The sequence below is a fragment of the Comamonas sp. 26 genome (genome assembly GCF_002754475.1).
GTDB lineage: Bacteria > Pseudomonadota > Gammaproteobacteria > Burkholderiales > Burkholderiaceae_C > Comamonas.
In genome coordinates, this window is the sequence record NZ_PEFL01000001.1 from 1,363,406 (window position 1) to 1,381,239 (window position 17,834).

Consider the following 17,834-nt stretch of genomic DNA (forward strand, 5'->3'; position numbering starts at 1 on the left):
CTGATGGTCGCGGCGCTTAAGACTGGCGTGTTCTGGCAAAGCGACACAGAGGCTTCACTCCAGATTCATCAGCGCCGCATTCCCCCCTGCGGCTGCCGTGTTGTGCGACAGCGCACGCTCATGCCACAGCCGCTCCAGTCGCACGGGCTGGCCCGCATGGCAGCGTGTGGGCAGCACGATGGGGCCGCTGCGCTGCGCCAGCGCCTGTGCCCATTGCATGAACTGCGCGTCATCGCATTCCAACAATGCGGCGTCCATGGCTGTGCTTTCGGCTATCTGTACCGTAGTGATGCCCGCAGCCAGCAGCTCCACATGGCTGCGCAGCGCCTGCGGCAAAGCGTTGTGCAGGTGGGTGCTGACGGGCGTGTGGGGCCATACGGCTCTGGAGCCGCAGGCCAGAACGGCGGCCAGTTGCTGTAGCAGCATGTTCTGGCTTTGCGCCAGGCACAGCGTGCGTGGTTTGGCTATGAGGGTGTATAGGTTGCGCTCGCCCGTGGGGCAGGGCAGCAGGCGCGCGGCATGCAGATCGGGCAGGGCGTCTTGCAGACGCTCGCAACTGCTGCTGACGGGCATTTCGCCATTTTTCTCCGCCCAGTGGCCCAGTTGCTGCAAGGCGGCGCTGGGCTCTGAGGTGGCGACTTCTTGCGCAGCCCCTGCTTGCTGCAGCACATGGCAAAGCAGGCGCAGCGGCGAGCTGGGCGCTTGCTGCAGGCGCGTCAGGTAGAGCGGCCCGCCCGCCTTGGGGCCTGAGCCCGACAGGCCCTCGCCTCCAAACGGCTGCACGCCTACGACGGCACCCACCATATTGCGGTTGACGTAGAGATTGCCTACATGGGCAGACTGAGCGACCTGCTGCACGGTTTCATCAATGCGGGTGTGCAGGCCCATGGTCAGGCCGTACCCCAGTGCGTTGACGCGCGCAAGCAGCTGCGGCAGCTCGCGCCGCTGGTAGCGCAGCACATGCAGCACGGGGCCAAACACCTCGCGCTGCAGGCTTTGCAGGTCGTTCAGCTCGATCAGCGTGGGTGGCACAAAGTGGCCTTGTGCCATCACCGCATCGCTGATGGGCGACTGGTGCACGCGCAGGTCCTGTGCTTTGAGTTGGGCAATGTGCTGCTCAATGCCAGCCTTGGCGTCGGCATCAATCACGGGGCCGATATCGGTGTGCAGCTCGGCCGGGTCGCCGCAGCGCAGCTCCTGCATGGCACCTTTGAGCATGTCGACAACGCGATCAGCGCAGTCGTTTTGCACGCATAGCAGGCGCAGGGCAGAGCAGCGCTGGCCCGCGCTGTCAAAGGCCGAGGCGGCAATGTCTTGCACGGCCTGCTCAACCAAGGCGGAGGAGTCCACGATCATGGCGTTTTGGCCACCAGTTTCTGCGACCAATACCACGGGCTCTCCATCAGTGCGCAGGCGTTGGGCGGTTTGCTGGTTCAGCAAGCGGGCCACTTCGGTGGAGCCGGTAAACAGCACGCCCGCCACCCGCGCATCGGCCACCAGCGGGGCTCCCACGGTTTCGCCCCGGCCAGGCAGCAGTTGCAGCACATCTGTGGCAATGCCGGCCTGATGCAGCAGGCGCACGGCTTGCATTGCGATCAGCGGGGTTTGCTCGGCAGGTTTGGCCAGCACCACATTGCCTGCGGCCAGCGCGGCGGCAATCTGGCCGGTGAAGATGGCCAGCGGAAAGTTCCACGGGCTGATGCACACCACCGGGCCTATGCCGGGTGCGAGTAACCCGGCCTCATCCTGTCTGCGCAGTTGCGCGGCGTAGTAGCGCAAAAAGTCTGTGGCCTCACGCACCTCGGCCACTGCGTTGGCGGCAGTTTTTCCAGCCTCGCGCATCAGCAGGGCCATCAGCGGCTGCATCTGGGCCTGGTAGCTATCGGCGGCTTCCTCCAGCACGCTGGCACGCAGTGCGGCGGGGGTGTTGTTCCATGCGGGCTGGGCCTTGTGGGCCGCTTGCAGCGCCTGCTGAATCTGTTCGGGCGTGGCGTCTGCCACATGGCCCAGCACTTGCTGAAACTTGGCAGGGTTGGTGATGGCGCTGCTTGCTTCGTGCGCTGTGGCGACGGGTTCTGGCTGGGTTTGCGTGAGGCATTGCGAAAGCGCAGCCAGCACGCGTTCATCGCTCAAATCCAGGCCCTCTGAATTGACGCGCTGCGCGCCCAGCAAGTCGTGTGGCTGGGTGATGTTTGGGTGGGGCTGGCCTATGTCTTGGGTGACATCCACATTAAGGTCTTTTTGGCCTTCAGCCAGCACCTGATCTGCGGGAGCAGCTATCAAATCTGAGATAGGCCAGTCGGGGTTGGCAATGCGGTGCACAAAGGAGCTGTTGGCCCCGTTCTCCAGCAGACGGCGTACGAGATAAGCCAGCAGCGTCTCATGCGTGCCCACGGGGGCGTAGATGCGGCAGGGGCGGCGTGCGGTGCTGTCTGCCGCTTCGACCACGTTGCGGTAAAGCGGCTCACCCATGCCGTGCAGGCATTGAAATTCATAGCGCTCAGCGCTGTATGGTTGTGTGCTGGCGAGTGATTCGATGCTTGCCACGGTCTGTGCATTGTGAGTCGCAAACTGTGGGTAGATGGCGTCGGGCATGGCCAGCAGCTTGCGGGCGCAGGCGATGTAGGCCACGTCGGTATGGTGCTTGCGGGTGTAGACCGGGTAGTCGGCCAGGCCGTCGATCTGCGCGCGCTTGATTTCGCTGTCCCAGTAGGCCCCTTTGACCAACCGCACCATGAGGCGGCGGCCGCTGCGCTGTGCCAGATCAACCAGATAGTCGATTACATAAGGGCAGCGCTTCTGGTAGGCCTGAATCACAAAGCCCAGACCATTCCAGCCCGCCAGACTGGGCGCGTGGGCCAGTTGCTCCAGCAGGTCCAGCGACAGCTCCAGCCGGTCGGCCTCTTCGGCATCGATATTCAGGCCCATGTCATAGCTGCGCGCCAGCTCGCACAGTTGCAGCACGCGGGGTAGCAGCTCGCCCATCACGCGCTGCACTTGCGCACGGCTGTAGCGCGGGTGCAATGCGCTGAGCTTGATGGAAATGCCCGGTCCCGCGTAAATGCCGCTACCGTTGGATGCCTTGCCAATGGCGTGAATCGCATTCACATAGGACTGCATATAGCGCTGCGCATCTTGCGCCGTGAGTGCAGCTTCGCCCAGCATGTCGTAGGAGTAGCGAAAGCCCTTGGCCTGAAGCTCGCGGGCGCGCACCAGCGCCTCGGCAATGGTTTCGCCCATCACAAACTGCTCGCCCATCAGGCGCATGGCCATGTCTAAGCCCTTGCGCACCAGCGGCTCGCCGCCCTTGGCGGAGACGCGCTTGAGGGATGCCAGCAGCCCCGATTCACTGTGCGTATCGACCAGCTTGCCCGTCACCACCAGTCCCCACGCGGCGGCGTTGACGAACAGGGATGGGCTCTTGCCCAGATGCGCCTGCCAGTCGCCGCCGCGCAGCTTGTCGCGAATCAGTGCATCGCGCGTCGCGGCATCGGGAATACGTAGCAAAGCCTCGGCCAGCCACATCAGCGCTACGCCTTCTTGTGACGACAGTGAAAACTCCTGCAGCAAGCCCTGCACCAGCCCCTGTCGCCCCAGGCTTGCGGGCTGGGCGCGCAATTGCTCCACCAGTTTTTGTGCGTGAGCTGCCACCTGCGCGGACTGCGGTGCGGCAAGAGTGGCTGCGGGCAGTAACTGGGCTATGGCATCGGGCTCTGCCATGCGCGTGGCAGCGGTGGCGGCGCGGCGCAGCGCATCGGCAGGGCGGGCGGAGTCTGGCAGCGGTGTGAAGATTGGCATGTCAGTACAGATGATGGAGAGCCGGGCCGCGACAAGGGTGTGCGGCCTTCACCATGTCAACACCTGCATTGCATGCGACCCGGCTGCAGCTGTCTACATAGGGAAAATCATTGCTGGTTTGCCAAAGAATGAATCACTATATTTGTTGAATTAAAAAGAGGAATTCACCAATGAATGACGTCTTAGAAGTAGATTTAGACAGAATTGACCGCAAGATACTGGCAATTCTGCAAACAGATGGCCGCATCTCCAACCTGCGACTCGCCGAGCAGGTAGCCCTGTCCCCCACCGCCGTGCAGGCGCGGGTCACCCGGCTCACGCGGGACGGCTACATCCTGGGCTACGAAGCGCGGCTCAACCCCAGGAAACTGGGTGTGGGCATGACGGTGTTTGTCGAGGTGCTGCTGGATCGCACCACGCCCCATGTGTTTGATGAGTTCAAGGCCGCCGTGTTGGCTTACCCGGCCATCATGGAATGTCATATGGTGGCGGGCGGCTTTGACTATCTGCTCAAGACCCGTATGGCTGACATGGCGGCCTACCGCGAGTTTGCGGGCAGCGTGCTGTGGCAACTGCCGGGTGTGCGCGAGACGCGGACTTACGCGGTGATGGAAGAAGTCAAGGACGATGCGCGGCTGCCTTTGTAGCTGCGTGGGGGATTGGTGCCCTGTTTGACAGGCCCCCGGTCATTGCCTTAGTTTTCTGAAACTGTCTTCCCAACGGTCGAGGTGGATTGAGTCTTTCACAGGAGTGCTGCTATGTATAACCCCATTGATTTCACGCTTGCCGGGCAGGTGGCGGTGGTGACCGGCGCGGGCGCGGGTATTGGCCGCGCGATTGCCGAGACCTTTGCGGCAGCGGGCGCTGCCGTGATGGTCAGCGATCTCAACGCCGCGACGGCAGCAGAGGTGGCGCAAGGAATCAATAGCCGGGGAGGGCGAGCAGCGGCCCAGGCCTGTGATGTCACCAAGGAGGACGATCTGGGCGCTCTGGTGCGAGAGACCGTTCGTCATTTTGGCAAACTGACCACCCTGGTCAGCAATGCCGGGGGCGGAGGTCCGAAGCCCTTTGATATGCCGATGGCCGATTTCCGCCGTGCCTACGAGCTCAATGTCTTTTCACTGTTTCGCCTGGCGCAGTTGGCCGTGCCTGAAATGGAAAAAGCCGGTTATGGAGCTATTCTGGCGATTACCTCCATGTCAGCAGAAAACAAAAACAAACGCATGGCTGCGTACGCATCTTCCAAGGCCGCAACCAGCCACCTGGTGCGCAACATCGCTTTTGACTTGGGGCCCAAGGCGATTCGCGTGAACGGAATTGCCCCAGGTGCCACGCTGACCGATGCGCTGAAGTCCGTATTGAACGATGAGATAGAGGCTCAAATGCTGGCTCACACACCCATCAACAGGCTGGGCGTGCCGCAGGACATGGCCAATGCGGCATTGTTCCTGTGCAGTCCCGCGGCAGCTTGGATTAGCGGACAGATTCTTACGGTTTCGGGGGGCGGCGTGCAGGAGCTGGATTGAGCGCCTGACTCCCCGCCGTCATAACCTCAGCGAATTTTTACAGGCGCGATACCGCATCATCCCCAGAGCACCGGCTTATTGACCATCAAGTAATACGTACCCGCCATGGCAATAAACGCGGGGTAGCCCAGAGATTCCCAGCGCAGCTGGTATTGCTGATAGAGCTGGGGCAGGGTTTGATTCTGGGTATGGGCCTCATTGGCCATGGCTGCCATGCGAATCTGCAGCCACACCACGGGCAGCCAGCAAATACCGGCCAGTACATATAGCCCCAGTGACAGCGCCAGCCAGGGCGTGCTGAGTGGGTATCCGGCCATATAGGCCATGGCGATGCCGGTGATGGGCTGAATAAAAATGCAGGGCGTGGTGAACCACCAGTCCGCCCGCACGACGAGACGGCTGACGACGGCTTGCGCGGGCACGGAGCCGCTGCGGTTGGCAAAGAACATGTAAAAGGCCGAGCCAAGACCGGTGCCCACCAGCAACACGCTGGAGAGGATGTGCAGGGTTTTGAGCAGCAGATAGGTATTCATGATTCAAGCTTCTGGGTTGCGTTGTGGGTCTGCAGCAAAAACCACAGCATGGCGGCGATGGGCAGGTTTTTGAGCAGCGGCCCCAGCGGGTGCAGCCACAGCGTGGGCTGCAGTGCGGTGCCGATGACGGTCATGGCGGCCATCATGAATAGCGCGACAAAATAGCTGGCGCGGCCGGGGCGCAGCAGCAGGGCCAGTCCGATAAGCAGGTCAGCCAGCAGGCCGGACCAGATGAGGGCTGCCTGCCAGCTGCTATCACTAATGCCTCCGTCGGCCAGCAGCCGTGCGCCTTCATGGTTAAGGCCAGAGAGGCCGAAGTAGTCAAGCGCGCTGACGGCGGCGGTGCCCAGCCAGACGATGACAAGGCTGGCGTGCATGAAGCTTGTCGCTGGTTCGTTTGCTTTGCGCAGCTCAGGCATGGCGACTTTCTTTGGGCAGGGTTGCCAGCATGGCCGTTGGAGCCACGGGAGCGCGGCCCAGCAAGGTGGCGAGGGTCTTGGGATCGGTGATGTTGTCGTTTTCCAGCAAGGCCATGGTTTCGCTGCACCAGGGCATGGCCGCTATCTGATCGCCGAGTCTGGCGCTGCCCTTGCTCATCCAGTCGGGCAGGGCGTGTACCGAAGCCTGGCCATAACCCATCTGCGCGCGCAGGCTGGCGATGAAGGCTTCGGTCGACAAAGCTTGGGGGCCGCCGACTTCAACGATGCCGCTGGGGCTGCCCGAGGTTGCCATATGCGCGAGTACTTCTGCCAGATCGCGCACGGCCACCGGCTGTATCTGGCTGCTGCGCATGATCTGCGGCAGCAGCAGTACGGGCAGCTTGGCGAGGTTCAAAAACAGCTGGCTGCTGGCACCGCCTGCGCCAAAGATGATGCTGGGGCGCACCACCACGGGATTGAGCAGGCCTTGTGCGCCTAGTGCCAATAGATGCTCGTCTGCTGCACGCTTGGTGCTGGCGTATTGGGTGCTGCTCTGGCCGGAGCCCAAGGCCGAGACCTGGACCACACTGCGCACGCTTGCCTGGGCGCAGGCATCGAACAGAGCCACGGGCGCCAGGGTGTGCAAGGTCTGCAGATCCTGGCCGGGCTTATCCCGTAGGGCGCCGACGGCATTGATGACGGCATCGATGCCGTTCAGGTGCTCGAGCCATTGTTCGGCTTGGGTGCAGGCGTTGAAATCAAGGGCCGGTGTGCTGTGGCGGCTGCGCACCACGGGGTCGTGACCCTGCTGCATCAGGGCATTGACGATATGCCGGCCCAGAAAGCCTGTGCCGCCGCAGATCAGAACTCGCATACGTGACTCCTTTGCAATTTTCTGCTGCTGCAGAAATTAGGGGCCGGACTTCAGTCGTTGCCCTTGTCCTCTTGGTGATCCTTGCCGCTGCCGCGTACAAAGCGTTGCACGCTGGCGCCCAGGCGCAAAATCTTATCCAGCGTGGAGGGTGACAGGCGCAGCATTTCGTCGGTCCAGATGCCCAGCGATTCCATCAGGCGCAGTGTCTCGTGCACGCGGTCCTGGGCGTCGGGTGTTTCCTGCTCAAATTCGGGCTGGGCAATCAGCTCGCGCAGCAAGGCGCTGGTGGGGTCAAACTCCCGCTGCTTGCGCTCTCGCACAATGGTGCGCAGCAGCTCCCAGACATCAGCCGATGTCTCAAAGTATTCACGGCGGTCGCCTGTTTTTCGGCTGCTGCGGATAAGGTTCCAGCTCAGCAGTTCCTTGATGCTGTTGCTGACGTTGGAGCGCGCAGCACCTAGTGTTTCGCAGATATCATCCGCGTTGAGCGGGCGGCCATGAAAGAAAAGCAGGGCATGGATTTGTGCCACTGTGCGGTTCACGCCCCAGGCGTTTCCCATGTCTCCCCAGTGGTGCACAAAGCGTTCGGCGATAGGACTGAGTTGCATGAGATGGAGTGTGTTGTTGATTGATATTTCTGTCAATACAGAAATATCAGTCAACTCAAGCGCTATGCAGTCTGTTATTTATTGGTTGCTGCAAGGAACGCAGAGCCAGTGCGAGAGGATCAGAAATTTCTGTCTTTGGCGACTGCCACATAGAATGGCGAGCATCCAAGAGGCATGGAGCCTCTGACAGGGAAGGGAGAGAGTTCATGACCGCTGTATCCGTATTGCGTGCCTGCGTGCTTCTGTCGGCCTGCGCCGTGGCTCAAGCCGCATCTGCCGCTTGCTACTTTGTTTACGCACCCAATAACGAGCTGATTTATCGTTCCAATCTGGCACCGGTGGATCTCTCCTTGCCGCTGCATATGACGGTGCCCCAGCTCAGTCCTGGTGCGAGGATGTTTTTCTCGCTGGACGAGTACAACTGCGCGACGGAAGTCAACCTGATTGCCGAGCGCGCACAGATTGCTGGAGCGCGTACCAGCCGCGAGCTCCGCCGCCGAGAAGACCAACGCTTCTGAATTTGTAGCGGCTTGCGCTTGATTGATAAGCGCGAGAGCAGCTTTTATCTTGAACTTTTCGTGCTGGATCAGCCTCAAGGGCTTTATCCTCGGGCTGCTGTTGCAGAGCCGATTGCAGCAGACCCGTGGCTTGCCTGAGCGCCATGCCCAAAAGGGTCTTGAGCGTTAAACAAAATGGACCTGTAACTGGCTTGCGTTGTGGTTTTTCTGGACTTGGGGGCAGCGGCTGGCTTGTGAGCGGCAAGACTGCTGCGGGTTTCTCTGGCAGTTTTCTGCTGTCCACAAGCAGGCCTGAGACAATCGCCCACCATGAGTAAATCCAGCGACAACAAAATCCCCGAGAACCTGCCAGAACTAGACACCGATGCGCCCACTTTGCCTGAGGGCTGGCTGCAGGTGTTGTCCATGGATATGGACGCCAAGGGCGTAGCGCGCAAGCCCGATGGCAAGGTGGTCTTTATTGACGGTGCTTTGACGGGCGAAATCGTCAGCGCCAATACCCATCGCAAGAAAAACAACTGGGAAGCTGCCTCGCTGACCGAGATTCACCGTGAATCCTCGCAGCGCGTGACGCCCGGCTGCCCCAACTTCGGCCTGCACGAAGGTGCCTGCGGTGGCTGCAAGATGCAGCATCTGCATGTGGGTGCCCAGGTCGCCATCAAGCAGCGCGTACTGGAAGACAACCTCTGGCATCTGTCCAAGGTCAAGCCCGAGACTATGCTGCGCCCCATTGAAGGCCCGGCCTGGGGCTATCGTGACCGCTCGCGCCTGTCGGTGCGCTACGTCATCAAGAAGAGCAAGGTGCTGGTCGGCTTCCATGAGCGCAAGAGCCGCTATGTGGCTGACATGGAAACTTGCAAGATTTTGCCTCCCCATGTGGATGCCATGCTGATGCCTCTGCGTGCCCTGGTTGGCAGCATGGATGCGCGTGAAACCCTGCCCCAGATTGAAGTGGCTTGCGGCGAGCATGTGACCGCCATGCTGCTGCGCCACCTGGAGCCGCTGAGCGTGGCCGATCTGGAGCGTCTGCGCGCCTTTGGCGCTGAGCACAATGTGCAGTGGTGGTTGCAGCCCAAGGGCCCGGACACCGTGCACCGCATGGAAGAGGGCGGCACCCAGCTGTCTTACAGCCTGCCGGAGTTTGGCATCACCATGCCGTTCAAGCCCACGGACTTCACACAGGTGAACCCGCAAATCAACCGCGTGCTGGTGGGCCGCTCGCTGCGCCTGCTGGATGCCCAAAAGCACGAGCGCGTGATCGACTGGTTCTGCGGTCTGGGTAACTTCACCTTGCCGATTGCGACCATGGCTGGCGAAGTGCTGGGCATCGAGGGCTCGGACACGCTGGTGCAGCGCTCGCACGAGAACTACGCCGCCAACAACGCCGTGCGCGCTGAAGGCGAAAAGCTGGCACCTACGACCTTTGTGGCGCGCAATCTGTTCAATATGACGCCGGCCATGCTGATTGCCGATGGCAATGCAGACAAGTGGCTGGTCGACCCTCCCCGTGAAGGCGCTTTTGCCCTGTCGCAAGCTCTGGCGGATATTCACCAGATTCGCACGGGTGCCAAGCAAGTGGGCGTGGCTACAGAAGAGCAGCCAGACCTGCTACCCGCTCTGCCTGAAGGTCAGGAAAGCTGGGAGTTCCCCAAGCGCATCGTCTACGTGAGCTGCAACCCTGCCACCTTGGCGCGCGATGCGGGCTTGTTGGTGCATCAGGCCGGCTATCGCTGTGTGATGGCGGGCGTGGTCAATATGTTCCCGCATACAGCGCACGTGGAAAGCATGGCTGTTTTTGAGCGCATCTGATCGCCCTTTGATCGCCTTTAGTCTTTGAATGATCTGTGCAGGGCTGGCGCAGATCATTCAAGCGCGAATCAAGCACCGTTCAAGCACTTGGCATTGTTTGCCACGGCTCCCTGCGCGATGGAGCCGTTTTGAGCAAAGGTGGCTGGTAAGTCTTATTCCCAGAGCCATGAAGCAATGACCAGCAAGCCTGCCATGCTGATGAGCAGACCCAGCAGGGTTTTGAAGGAGCGGGCGCTTTTCTTCATCGAAGCGGTCTCAGTCGGACTCACATTTTTGCCTTGTGCTTTCAAGGCTGGCTTGCGCGGCCACTACTTTTCCATCTGCTGACGATGTGTGCAGGCGCACCACGCGTAAAGCATTGGGCTCGTCGACCAGCACGCAAGGCTTGCCATTGCGTTTGCAATGATCCTCGACCCGCCAGTAGTCACCATCGCTGATGCAACCGGTCTGGCAGATCACCAGATCAGCGGCGTGCAAGCTGCTTTCCAGCAATTGCTGCTCAGGTGTAGCGGGTAATAACGCTGGCGAGAGTTGTGTTTTTCTGGGGCTAGATTGGGTGAGCAAGCTGGCTGCCAGCTCTATAGCCATTGCATGCCGCTGCTCGCGCTCCCAGAAGAGGGCGCTGTCGCGGGCGATGAGCTGGGCCCTGAGGCGGATGAGCTGCCGCTTGAGCTTTTCAGCCTCGTGCGTCAGCGATTGAATTTGTTCAGTGCAACGAATTTGCACCTCCTGATAAATCTGCATGAGTGCCCCATGCTCAAGGCGCAGTTGCTGGAATTCATCATCTGGCATGGCAATCCTCTCTGCATGGTTTGTAAGACGTTGTCCGCATAATAAATGAGAATCGTTATCAATAAAGAATAAACCAGATATTTGTAAGGGTGGATATTGGCCGGGCAATAAAAAAGCCGTAGCACTGCGGCTACGGCTTGTGGGTTCAGCAGGCGGGGATTAGCTGCGGTTGTTGCGGCTGGCGCTGTTGTCTGGTTCAGGGGCGCTGCGCTTTTCTGGGACGTTTTGGCCCAGTACGGATGGAACGCCTTCAATTTTGTTGGATCGCATGTATTCGTCCATGTCCTTCCAGCCGGCGAAAACCAGCGCCTTGGGCGCTTTAGGGTTGAGGACGTAGCAATCCTCCAGCCCACGCATGGCGTGGCGGCAGGCACCGCCAATCGCCTTGGCCTCAGAGTCCTTGGCCACGGCGCGTGGGTCCGGGCCCAGGCCGGGAATATCTTCGATCTTGCAGCCTGCCAGCACCAGGGGCAGCAGGGCAATGGCAAGCGCGCGGGGGAGGTGGTTTGGCTTCATCTTGTCTGGGTATCGGCAATGGCTGGCAGAAATTGAGGCTGAATCTGAAATATCGAGCAAGATTCAAGACAAAGCAAACAAAAAGGAGTGCCGAGGCACTCCTTTTGAGTCATAGCCGACCGAAAACGCTTAGTCGCGTTCGCCGCCCATGATGCCAAGCAGGGCCAACAGGCTCTGGAACACGTTGAACAGGTCCAGATACAGGGCCAGGGTGGCGCTGATGTAGTTGGTTTCGCCGCCGTCGATGATCTGCTTGAGGTCATACAGCATGTAGGCCGAGAAAATGCCGATAGCCAGCATGGATATGACCATCATGCCTGCGCTAGAGCCCACAAACACGTTGATGATGCCGCCCACCATCAGCACCAAAGCGCCGACGAACAGGAACTTGCCCATGCCCGACAGGTCACGCTTGATCACCGTGGCCAGCATGGCCATGACGAAGAAGATACCAGCCGTGCCAGCAAAGGCCGTCATGATCAGCTGCGTGCCGTTGGAAAAGCCCAGAATCATGCCGATCATGCGCGAGAGCATCAGGCCCATGAAAAAGGTAAAGCCCAGAAGCACAGGCACGCCAGCGGCCGAGTGCTTGGTCTTTTCAATGGCGTACATGAAGCCGAAAGCGCCGCCCATGAACACGAGCAGGCCCGTAAAGCCTGTCAGCGAGCGGGTGATGCCTGTGGCAACGCCCAGCCAAGCACCCAGCACGGTAGGTAAGAGGCTCAGTGCCAGCAGCCAGTAAGTGTTGCGCAAAACACGGTTGCGCTCTTGCTGCGAGACACCGTAGCCCGCAGTGCCCAGTGTGGTGACTTGTTCGTTCATGTGGCCATTCCTCCTTCAGGAATTGTGTGTAGAAACATTCTCATTCTAGGTGGGGCTCTTGACAGGAGATTGCAATACCCCCCGACACTGCGGCAGTTTTAGGATGAAATGTTTTTCACATGACATCTATTGTCAAAGTCTCAGTACCGAATATGCTTGTCGCACTGAAAATCCGACGGATACCTATACCTGTATGAAAACGAAGCACGAACTCGAACTGGTCGACGTTAAGGCGATCGCCGCTGCCGCTGAAGCTGAAGCGCTGAAGAACAACTGGCCTGTGACGATTTCCATCGTGGACGACGGTGGTCACCTGCTGCTGTTGCAGCGCATGGATGGTGCTGCGGCTATCTCTGCGCACATTGCTCCCGCCAAGGCCCGCTCGGCTGCCATCGGCCGCAAGGACACCAAGGCGTTTGAAGACATGATCAACAACGGCCGCACCGCTTTCCTGAGCGCGCCTTTTGTGGATGGTCTGCTTGAAGGCGGCGTGGTTATCGTCAAGGACGGCCAGGTGCTGGGTGCCGTGGGCGTTTCTGGCGTCAAGGCCAATGAAGACGCACAGGTTGCCAAGGCTGGTATTGCTGCTCTGGGCCTGTAATGCTGCTGCTCTGTCGCTAAGGCAGAGTCCAAAACAAAACCCCTGCACGCGCAAGCGGCAGGGGTTTTGTTTTGGGCGGTTGTGGGTGAAAAAAAGCGCGTGGCTATTGAGGTGTGAGCGAAAGAGAGGGCTTGCGCTCTACAGCAACTGTGGCTGGCGAATACGACACTTTCGGTGTCGCCCCACGATGAAACGGTTTGAAGCGCGCTACTTGGTCAAAATCAGTTTGCCCAGCTTGGTGGCCTGCAGGCGGTAAGGCGTGCCGTTGTGCACGATGGTGACGGCCTTCTGGCCATTGAGCAGCAGGGCGCTATCTACGCCTGGGCTGCTGCTTGCGGCGGCAGTGGAAGATGCCATGGTTGCGGCGGCCATCTGTGTGGTGGGCTGTGAGGTCGCAACAAGCGGTGCAGACATGCCGTGATTCCTTAATTTCTAAACTGAGTGAATGATAACAATTCTCAGTTAAATTGCAAGTGATAACTACTCGCATTTAAGTTATTTCTTTAAAAAATTTTAATGTGGCTATTGATATGTCGCGAAGCTGGGGCAGGCAAGCCAGTTTTGAGGTGAAGTCTGGTGCTTCTAAATTGAGAGCTATAAGCGCACTCTGGTAAATAACTGAAGCCTGTTTTCTTCTAATTTGACGAATAAAAAAACGGCCCTCGAAAGGGCCGTTTTGATTAATAGCGCAAGGTTTTACTTGGCGGGGTCGGTCACAAAGCCAATTTTCTTGACACCTGCGCGCTGCGCGGCGGCCATGGCTTGGGCCACGCGTTCGTAGCGCACTTCCTTGTCGCCGCGAATGTGCAGGTCAGCCTGAGGCTCCTTGGCGGCCTCGGCCAGCAGGTTGGCTTCCAGCTGCTCGTCGCTGACTTCCTGTGCGTTCCAAGAGTATTTGCCATCAGCGGTGATGCCCAGCTGCACGGTGGCAGGCTTGGTGTCTTCAGGCTGATTGGTGGCGCGGGGCAGGTCCACATTGACCGAGTGTTTCATCACGGGCACGGTGATGATGAAGATGATGAGCAGCACCAACATGACGTCCACCAGAGGCGTCATATTGATCTCGTTCATCACCTCATCACTGCCCTCGTCGTCCATGGTTCCGAATGACATGGCTTACGCGCCTTTCTTCAGCGGCAGCACGTTGCCGGAGACCGGGCCGTCCACGGTCACGCGGGCGCCGGTCACGAAATAGGCGTGCACATCGTGGGCAAAGCTGTTCAGTGCGTTCAGGATGCCCTTGTTGCCGCGTACCAGAGCGTTGTAGCCCAGCACGGCAGGGATGGCCACGGCCAGACCCAGAGCGGTCATGATCAACGCTTCGCCGATGGGGCCGGCCACCTTGTCGATGGAGGACTGGCCCGAGGTGCCGATAGCCACCAGTGCGTGGTAGATGCCCCAGACCGTGCCGAACAGGCCGATGAAGGGGGCGGTAGAGCCAACGGACGCCAGAATGGCCAGACCGGACTGCAGGCGTGCCGTGAACTCATTGATGCCATTGCGCAGGCAGCGGGTCACCCAGTCGCTGATGTCCAGCGTGTCATGCAGGTGGGCGCTGGTCTTGCGGTGGTGGGCAGAGGCTTCGCGGCCTTCAAGCACCATGAAGCGGAAAGGGTTCTGCTTGTCGCTGCCCAGCTTTTCCAGGCCCGTAGCCAGGTCGGTGCTATGCCAGAAGTCTTGCGCTGTATTGGCGTACTTCTTGAACTTCACGATGTCTATGGCCTTGAGAACGATGACCAGCCAAGAGGCCACTGACATGGCCAGCAAGATGATGGCCACAGCTTTGGTCACGAAGTCGCCCTGTGTCCAGACGTGGGCAATGCCGAATTGGGATTCCATGGGTACTCCTGAGAACTTCTGAGTTATTTGAGAACAAAGTTGATGGGGACGATGTGCCACATAGGCTCGGGCACACCATTGCGCTTGCCGGGAACAAATTTCCAGCGTTGCACAGTGTTGATGGCAGCTTCATCCAGACGGTCAAAGCCGCTGGTCTGCTTGATTTCGATCTTCTCGGGCTGGCCCTGCTCGTTGATGTAAACGCGCAGCAGCACCTTGCCTTGCTCGCCCATGCGCTTGCTTACCGATGGGTAGGCGGGCGATGGATTGTTCAGATAAGCCGCATTGCTTGAAGGCTGCTCAAACTTGGGCGGGGCCGGAGGCGCGGGTGGTGCAGGCGGCGCCGGTGGAGCAGGGGGTGTTGGAGGGGCGGGTGGTGCAGGCGGTGTCTTGTCCGCCTTGCTATCGTTGTCATCCAGCGAGCCTTTGGGGGCTGCGGGCGCAGGCGTCGTGTCCTTGATCGCCTTGGGCAGCGGCGGCGCCTTCTTGATCTCCGGCTTGGGCTGGGGCTTGGGTGCTGGCTTTGGCGGCGGAGGAGAAGGCGGCGTGGGCGTTGGCGCAGGAGGCGCCACAAACTCGGCAATCACGCTGGCGGGAACCACTATCTCTGCCGGTTTTTGCTGTGCCAGGCCATGCTGCATGGCCCACAGGGCGGCAGCGTGCACAACAACCACCGCACTAGCAACTGCCACATTGCGGCTGATGCCACTGGCAGGTGCAAATTGATCAGACTGGGACATAAGAGCGGAAAGAGCAACCAGCGCAGGCTGGAGCCAGTAAAGAAAAGCGCTGGTTACGGGTAATAGGTAGCAGGGAAGGCAGAAGCAGTCGCAGAAGACGCTGGAGGGACTGCATCACTCACGCAGAATCCACCAGGTGCAGGCCATCACAAGAATCAGACTGCCGAAGACGGCTGAGAGGACAGTGAAGTGGGCCATGCTTTGCTTTCCAGAATTTTGGTGGCAAGCTGAACCGTCTGTACGGGCGCACAGGCGTGCGCCTCGTTGTGAATGGCCGCGATCGGGTGGGTTGCACTGCACTGGGCGACCACATCGCGTGCGCAGCCTTCGCAGCGCCCACATTGCATGGCGACTCCCAGTTCAAACTGGATTTCGTCAAAGCTCATCCCCGCGTGAGCGTGGCGTGCTATTTCTCGGTCAGAAACCCGGCGGCATACACAGACGATCATGGCTACAGGCAGTTGTTGCTGGCTATTGAAGTGATAGCTGGAGTATAAATGAGAATTCGTCGCATTTACAATGCATGCCATTGAATTACTCACATTTGATAAGTGGTTAAAAGATTTTTTTCAATGTTTTCAAGGCTTTGGCAGCCGGTCTGGGCCATGGTCAGTTCAAACTCAGCGCGCAGCAAATACAGCATGTGAGCCACGCCCAGCATGCCGGCCACGGCCAGCGCATGCATCTGCGGGCGGCCCACCATCACGGCACTGGCACCCAGCGCAATCGCCTTGAGCGCATCGGTGCCGTGGCGCACGCCGCTATCCATCAGCAGCGGTATATGAGCTGGTACAGCCGCACGAATGGCAGGCAGAACCTCCAGCGGCGACACTGCACCATCCAGCACGCGGCCGCCGTGGTTGGAGACGACGATGGCATCGGCCCCCAGCGCCACCGCCTTGGCTGCGGCGCTGGCGGAAAGCACGCCTTTGACGATCAGCGGCAACTGTGTCTGTGCGCGCAGCCAGACCATATCGTCCCAGGTGGGCGCGCTTTGGGCCAGATTAGTGCCAAACAGAATGTGCTCGCTCATCAGATCGCTGGTCTGGCGCTGTTCGGGCATGCCGCGCAGATTGGCGGCTTCCACGCCCGGCGGCAGCGGGTAGCTAGAGCGTTTGATATGCGCATCAATTGTCCAGACCAGGGCCTGATAACCGGCGGCTTCAGCACGGCGCACCAGGCTCAGCGTGTGCTCGCGCGATGCCTGCTGGTAGAGCTGAAACCACAGCGGGCCGCTGCGCCCCAGCTCTTGCGCCGCCGTGTGTGCGGCCTGCGAAATTTCTTCCAGCGTGTAACTGGAGAGGGTACTGACCACCATGCCGGTGCGCATGGCCATGGCTGCGCGGGCCGTGGCAAGCTCGCCATCGGCATGCGCCAGTCGCTGGTAGGCGACGGGGGCCAGCAGCAGCGGCCATTCCAATGACTGCCCCAACAGGTTTTGCCGGGTATGTGCTTGGGACAGATCGGCGAGCGGCTCAGGGCGCAGCCGGATCTGGTCAAAAGCCTTGCGGTTATGCGCCAGCGTCAGGCCCTGGTCGGCACCGCTTTCCAGATGTGCCCAGGCATGCGCCTCCATATGCTCGCGTGCCAGTGTGGCGTAGTCGGCCAGATTGCCCATATGGGCTGGAATCTGCGTCAGCGCAGATTTAACGGGCTGGCCAGCGGCATTCAAGCGTTCCATTGTCATGCTTCAGACCACATGCGAAGTAGGTTGTGATAAGTGCCCGAAAGCGATGCGACGCGCGCGTGTCCGGGTTGCTCCTGCGTCAGCTGCTGGATCGTCTGGTCCAGATCAAACAGCAGGCGGCGCTGTTCGGCGGATTTGATCAAGCTGTGTGTCCAGAAAAACGAGGCATAGCGCGTGCCGCGGGTCACGGGGTTGACGCGGTGCAGGCTGGTGCCGGGGTAGACGATGGCGTCGCCTGCAGCCAGTTTCACGCTTTGCTCGCCGAAAGTGTCTTCCACGATCAGCTCGCCGCCCTTGTATTCCTCGGGGTCGCTGAAGAAAACGGTGGTGGAGACATCGGTTCTCACCTTGATGGCGGTGCCAGAAATGGTGAAAAAGGCGTTGTCGATGTGGTTGCCGTAGGTTCCACCGCCTTCATAGCGGTTAAAGCGCGGAGGCAGCACCTTGAGCGGCAGCGCGGCAGACATGAACAGCGGGTTGCGGCCCAGCCTGTCCAGAATCAGGTCGCCAATCTGCTGGCCGGTGGTGCTGTTCAGCGGCAGTTGCAGATTGCTTTTGACCTGCGCGGCCACATGGCCTGCAGTGGTGCGGCCATCTTGCCAGGCGGCGCTCTCCAGCGCCTGACGGCAGTGGCGCACTTCATCGGGGGTCAACAGAGCAGGGATGCGAAGCAGCATGGTGAGACTTTATGGGGCGTCAGTCTTGGAATAAAACCGTAGCGCCTACTGCCTGATGCATAGGCGATTCAAGGC

General features: G+C 60.0%; 20 protein-coding genes. 5 read left to right on the forward strand and 15 right to left on the reverse strand.

The features are described 5' to 3' along the window. Positions 1-54 precede the first annotated feature (54 nt). A complete protein-coding gene (gene putA / locus CLU84_RS06240; protein ID WP_099736442.1) occupies positions 55-3,798 on the reverse strand; it encodes a trifunctional transcriptional regulator/proline dehydrogenase/L-glutamate gamma-semialdehyde dehydrogenase in 3,744 nt (1,247 codons plus the stop codon). Between the two features lie 170 nt (positions 3,799-3,968). On the opposite strand from putA, the gene CLU84_RS06245 reads away from it, so the two are divergent. Together CLU84_RS06245 and hdhA are read left to right on the forward strand one after the other, a co-directional pair. Next, on the forward strand, positions 3,969-4,445 hold the full coding sequence (locus CLU84_RS06245) for an Lrp/AsnC ligand binding domain-containing protein (protein WP_099736443.1): 477 nt from the start codon (positions 3,969-3,971) through the stop codon (positions 4,443-4,445). A gap of 111 nt (positions 4,446-4,556) precedes the next feature. After that, the gene (gene hdhA / locus CLU84_RS06250) at positions 4,557-5,324 is read left to right on the forward strand and encodes a 7-alpha-hydroxysteroid dehydrogenase (protein ID WP_099736444.1); all 768 of its coding nucleotides are present in this window, start codon (positions 4,557-4,559) and stop codon (positions 5,322-5,324) included. Positions 5,325-5,380: 56 nt separating this feature from the next. Here hdhA and CLU84_RS06255 read toward each other — a convergent pair whose 3' ends face one another. From CLU84_RS06255 to CLU84_RS06270, 4 genes are read right to left on the reverse strand one after another with little or no spacing between them, the layout of a single operon-like run. Beyond that, positions 5,381-5,857 carry a DUF2269 domain-containing protein gene (locus CLU84_RS06255; protein ID WP_099736445.1) on the reverse strand — a complete coding sequence of 159 codons (477 nt, stop codon included), beginning with the start codon at positions 5,855-5,857 and terminating at the stop codon, positions 5,381-5,383. Further along, complete coding sequence (locus CLU84_RS06260) at positions 5,854-6,276, reverse strand: DoxX-like family protein (protein WP_099736446.1); 423 nt, start codon at positions 6,274-6,276, stop codon at positions 5,854-5,856. The genes CLU84_RS06255 and CLU84_RS06260 overlap by 4 nt, the downstream gene beginning before the upstream one ends. After that, the gene (locus CLU84_RS06265; RefSeq protein WP_099736447.1) at positions 6,269-7,150 is read right to left on the reverse strand and encodes an NAD-dependent epimerase/dehydratase family protein; all 882 of its coding nucleotides are present in this window, start codon (positions 7,148-7,150) and stop codon (positions 6,269-6,271) included. Before CLU84_RS06265 ends, CLU84_RS06260 begins: the two co-directional genes overlap by 8 nt. 50 nt (positions 7,151-7,200) lie before the next feature. After that, positions 7,201-7,758: a GbsR/MarR family transcriptional regulator gene (locus CLU84_RS06270; RefSeq protein ID WP_099736448.1), complete on the reverse strand. Its 558-nt coding sequence runs from the start codon at positions 7,756-7,758 to the stop codon at positions 7,201-7,203. A gap of 206 nt (positions 7,759-7,964) precedes the next feature. Here CLU84_RS06270 and CLU84_RS06275 point away from each other — a divergent pair, with 206 nt between their 5' ends. Both CLU84_RS06275 and rlmD read left to right on the forward strand, forming a co-directional pair. After that, on the forward strand, positions 7,965-8,276 hold the full coding sequence (locus tag CLU84_RS06275; protein WP_099736449.1) for a hypothetical protein: 312 nt from the start codon (positions 7,965-7,967) through the stop codon (positions 8,274-8,276). A gap of 309 nt (positions 8,277-8,585) precedes the next feature. Beyond that, a complete protein-coding gene (gene rlmD / locus CLU84_RS06280; protein ID WP_099736450.1) occupies positions 8,586-10,085 on the forward strand; it encodes a 23S rRNA (uracil(1939)-C(5))-methyltransferase RlmD in 1,500 nt (499 codons plus the stop codon). 255 nt (positions 10,086-10,340) lie between these two features. Here the strand turns inward: rlmD and CLU84_RS06285 are convergent, their stop codons facing one another. The 3 genes from CLU84_RS06285 to CLU84_RS06295 form a co-directional block, all read right to left on the reverse strand. Then, a complete protein-coding gene (locus CLU84_RS06285) occupies positions 10,341-10,829 on the reverse strand; it encodes a DUF2325 domain-containing protein (RefSeq protein WP_099737895.1) in 489 nt (162 codons plus the stop codon). A gap of 207 nt (positions 10,830-11,036) precedes the next feature. Beyond that, a complete protein-coding gene (locus CLU84_RS06290; protein WP_099736451.1) occupies positions 11,037-11,393 on the reverse strand; it encodes a hypothetical protein in 357 nt (118 codons plus the stop codon). Positions 11,394-11,522: 129 nt separating this feature from the next. Next, positions 11,523-12,215 carry a Bax inhibitor-1/YccA family protein gene (locus tag CLU84_RS06295; RefSeq protein ID WP_099736452.1) on the reverse strand — a complete coding sequence of 231 codons (693 nt, stop codon included), beginning with the start codon at positions 12,213-12,215 and terminating at the stop codon, positions 11,523-11,525. A gap of 193 nt (positions 12,216-12,408) precedes the next feature. Here CLU84_RS06295 and CLU84_RS06300 point away from each other — a divergent pair, with 193 nt between their 5' ends. Continuing rightward, positions 12,409-12,816 carry a heme-binding protein gene (locus tag CLU84_RS06300; protein ID WP_099736453.1) on the forward strand — a complete coding sequence of 136 codons (408 nt, stop codon included), beginning with the start codon at positions 12,409-12,411 and terminating at the stop codon, positions 12,814-12,816. 207 nt (positions 12,817-13,023) lie between these two features. Here CLU84_RS06300 and CLU84_RS06305 read toward each other — a convergent pair whose 3' ends face one another. From CLU84_RS06305 to CLU84_RS06335, 7 genes are all read right to left on the reverse strand, one after another. Further along, the gene (locus CLU84_RS06305; protein ID WP_099736454.1) at positions 13,024-13,230 is read right to left on the reverse strand and encodes a hemin uptake protein HemP; all 207 of its coding nucleotides are present in this window, start codon (positions 13,228-13,230) and stop codon (positions 13,024-13,026) included. A gap of 282 nt (positions 13,231-13,512) precedes the next feature. Beyond that, entirely contained in the window at positions 13,513-13,929 is a 417-nt protein-coding gene (locus tag CLU84_RS06310) for a biopolymer transporter ExbD (RefSeq protein WP_099736455.1), read from the reverse strand. 3 nt (positions 13,930-13,932) lie between these two features. Beyond that, positions 13,933-14,655 carry a MotA/TolQ/ExbB proton channel family protein gene (locus CLU84_RS06315; RefSeq protein ID WP_099736456.1) on the reverse strand — a complete coding sequence of 241 codons (723 nt, stop codon included), beginning with the start codon at positions 14,653-14,655 and terminating at the stop codon, positions 13,933-13,935. A 23-nt stretch (positions 14,656-14,678) separates the two neighbouring features. Next, entirely contained in the window at positions 14,679-15,395 is a 717-nt protein-coding gene (locus tag CLU84_RS06320) for an energy transducer TonB (RefSeq protein ID WP_099736457.1), read from the reverse strand. Between the two features lie 155 nt (positions 15,396-15,550). Continuing rightward, complete coding sequence (locus CLU84_RS06325) at positions 15,551-15,844, reverse strand: bacterioferritin-associated ferredoxin (RefSeq protein WP_099737896.1); 294 nt, start codon at positions 15,842-15,844, stop codon at positions 15,551-15,553. Between the two features lie 89 nt (positions 15,845-15,933). After that, positions 15,934-17,067 (reverse strand): alpha-hydroxy acid oxidase, encoded by a 1,134-nt coding sequence (locus CLU84_RS06330; RefSeq protein WP_099737897.1) that lies wholly within the window; start codon positions 17,065-17,067, stop codon positions 15,934-15,936. A gap of 11 nt (positions 17,068-17,078) precedes the next feature. Further along, the gene (locus CLU84_RS06335) at positions 17,079-17,759 is read right to left on the reverse strand and encodes a Fe2+-dependent dioxygenase (protein WP_099736458.1); all 681 of its coding nucleotides are present in this window, start codon (positions 17,757-17,759) and stop codon (positions 17,079-17,081) included. Positions 17,760-17,834 lie beyond the last annotated feature (75 nt).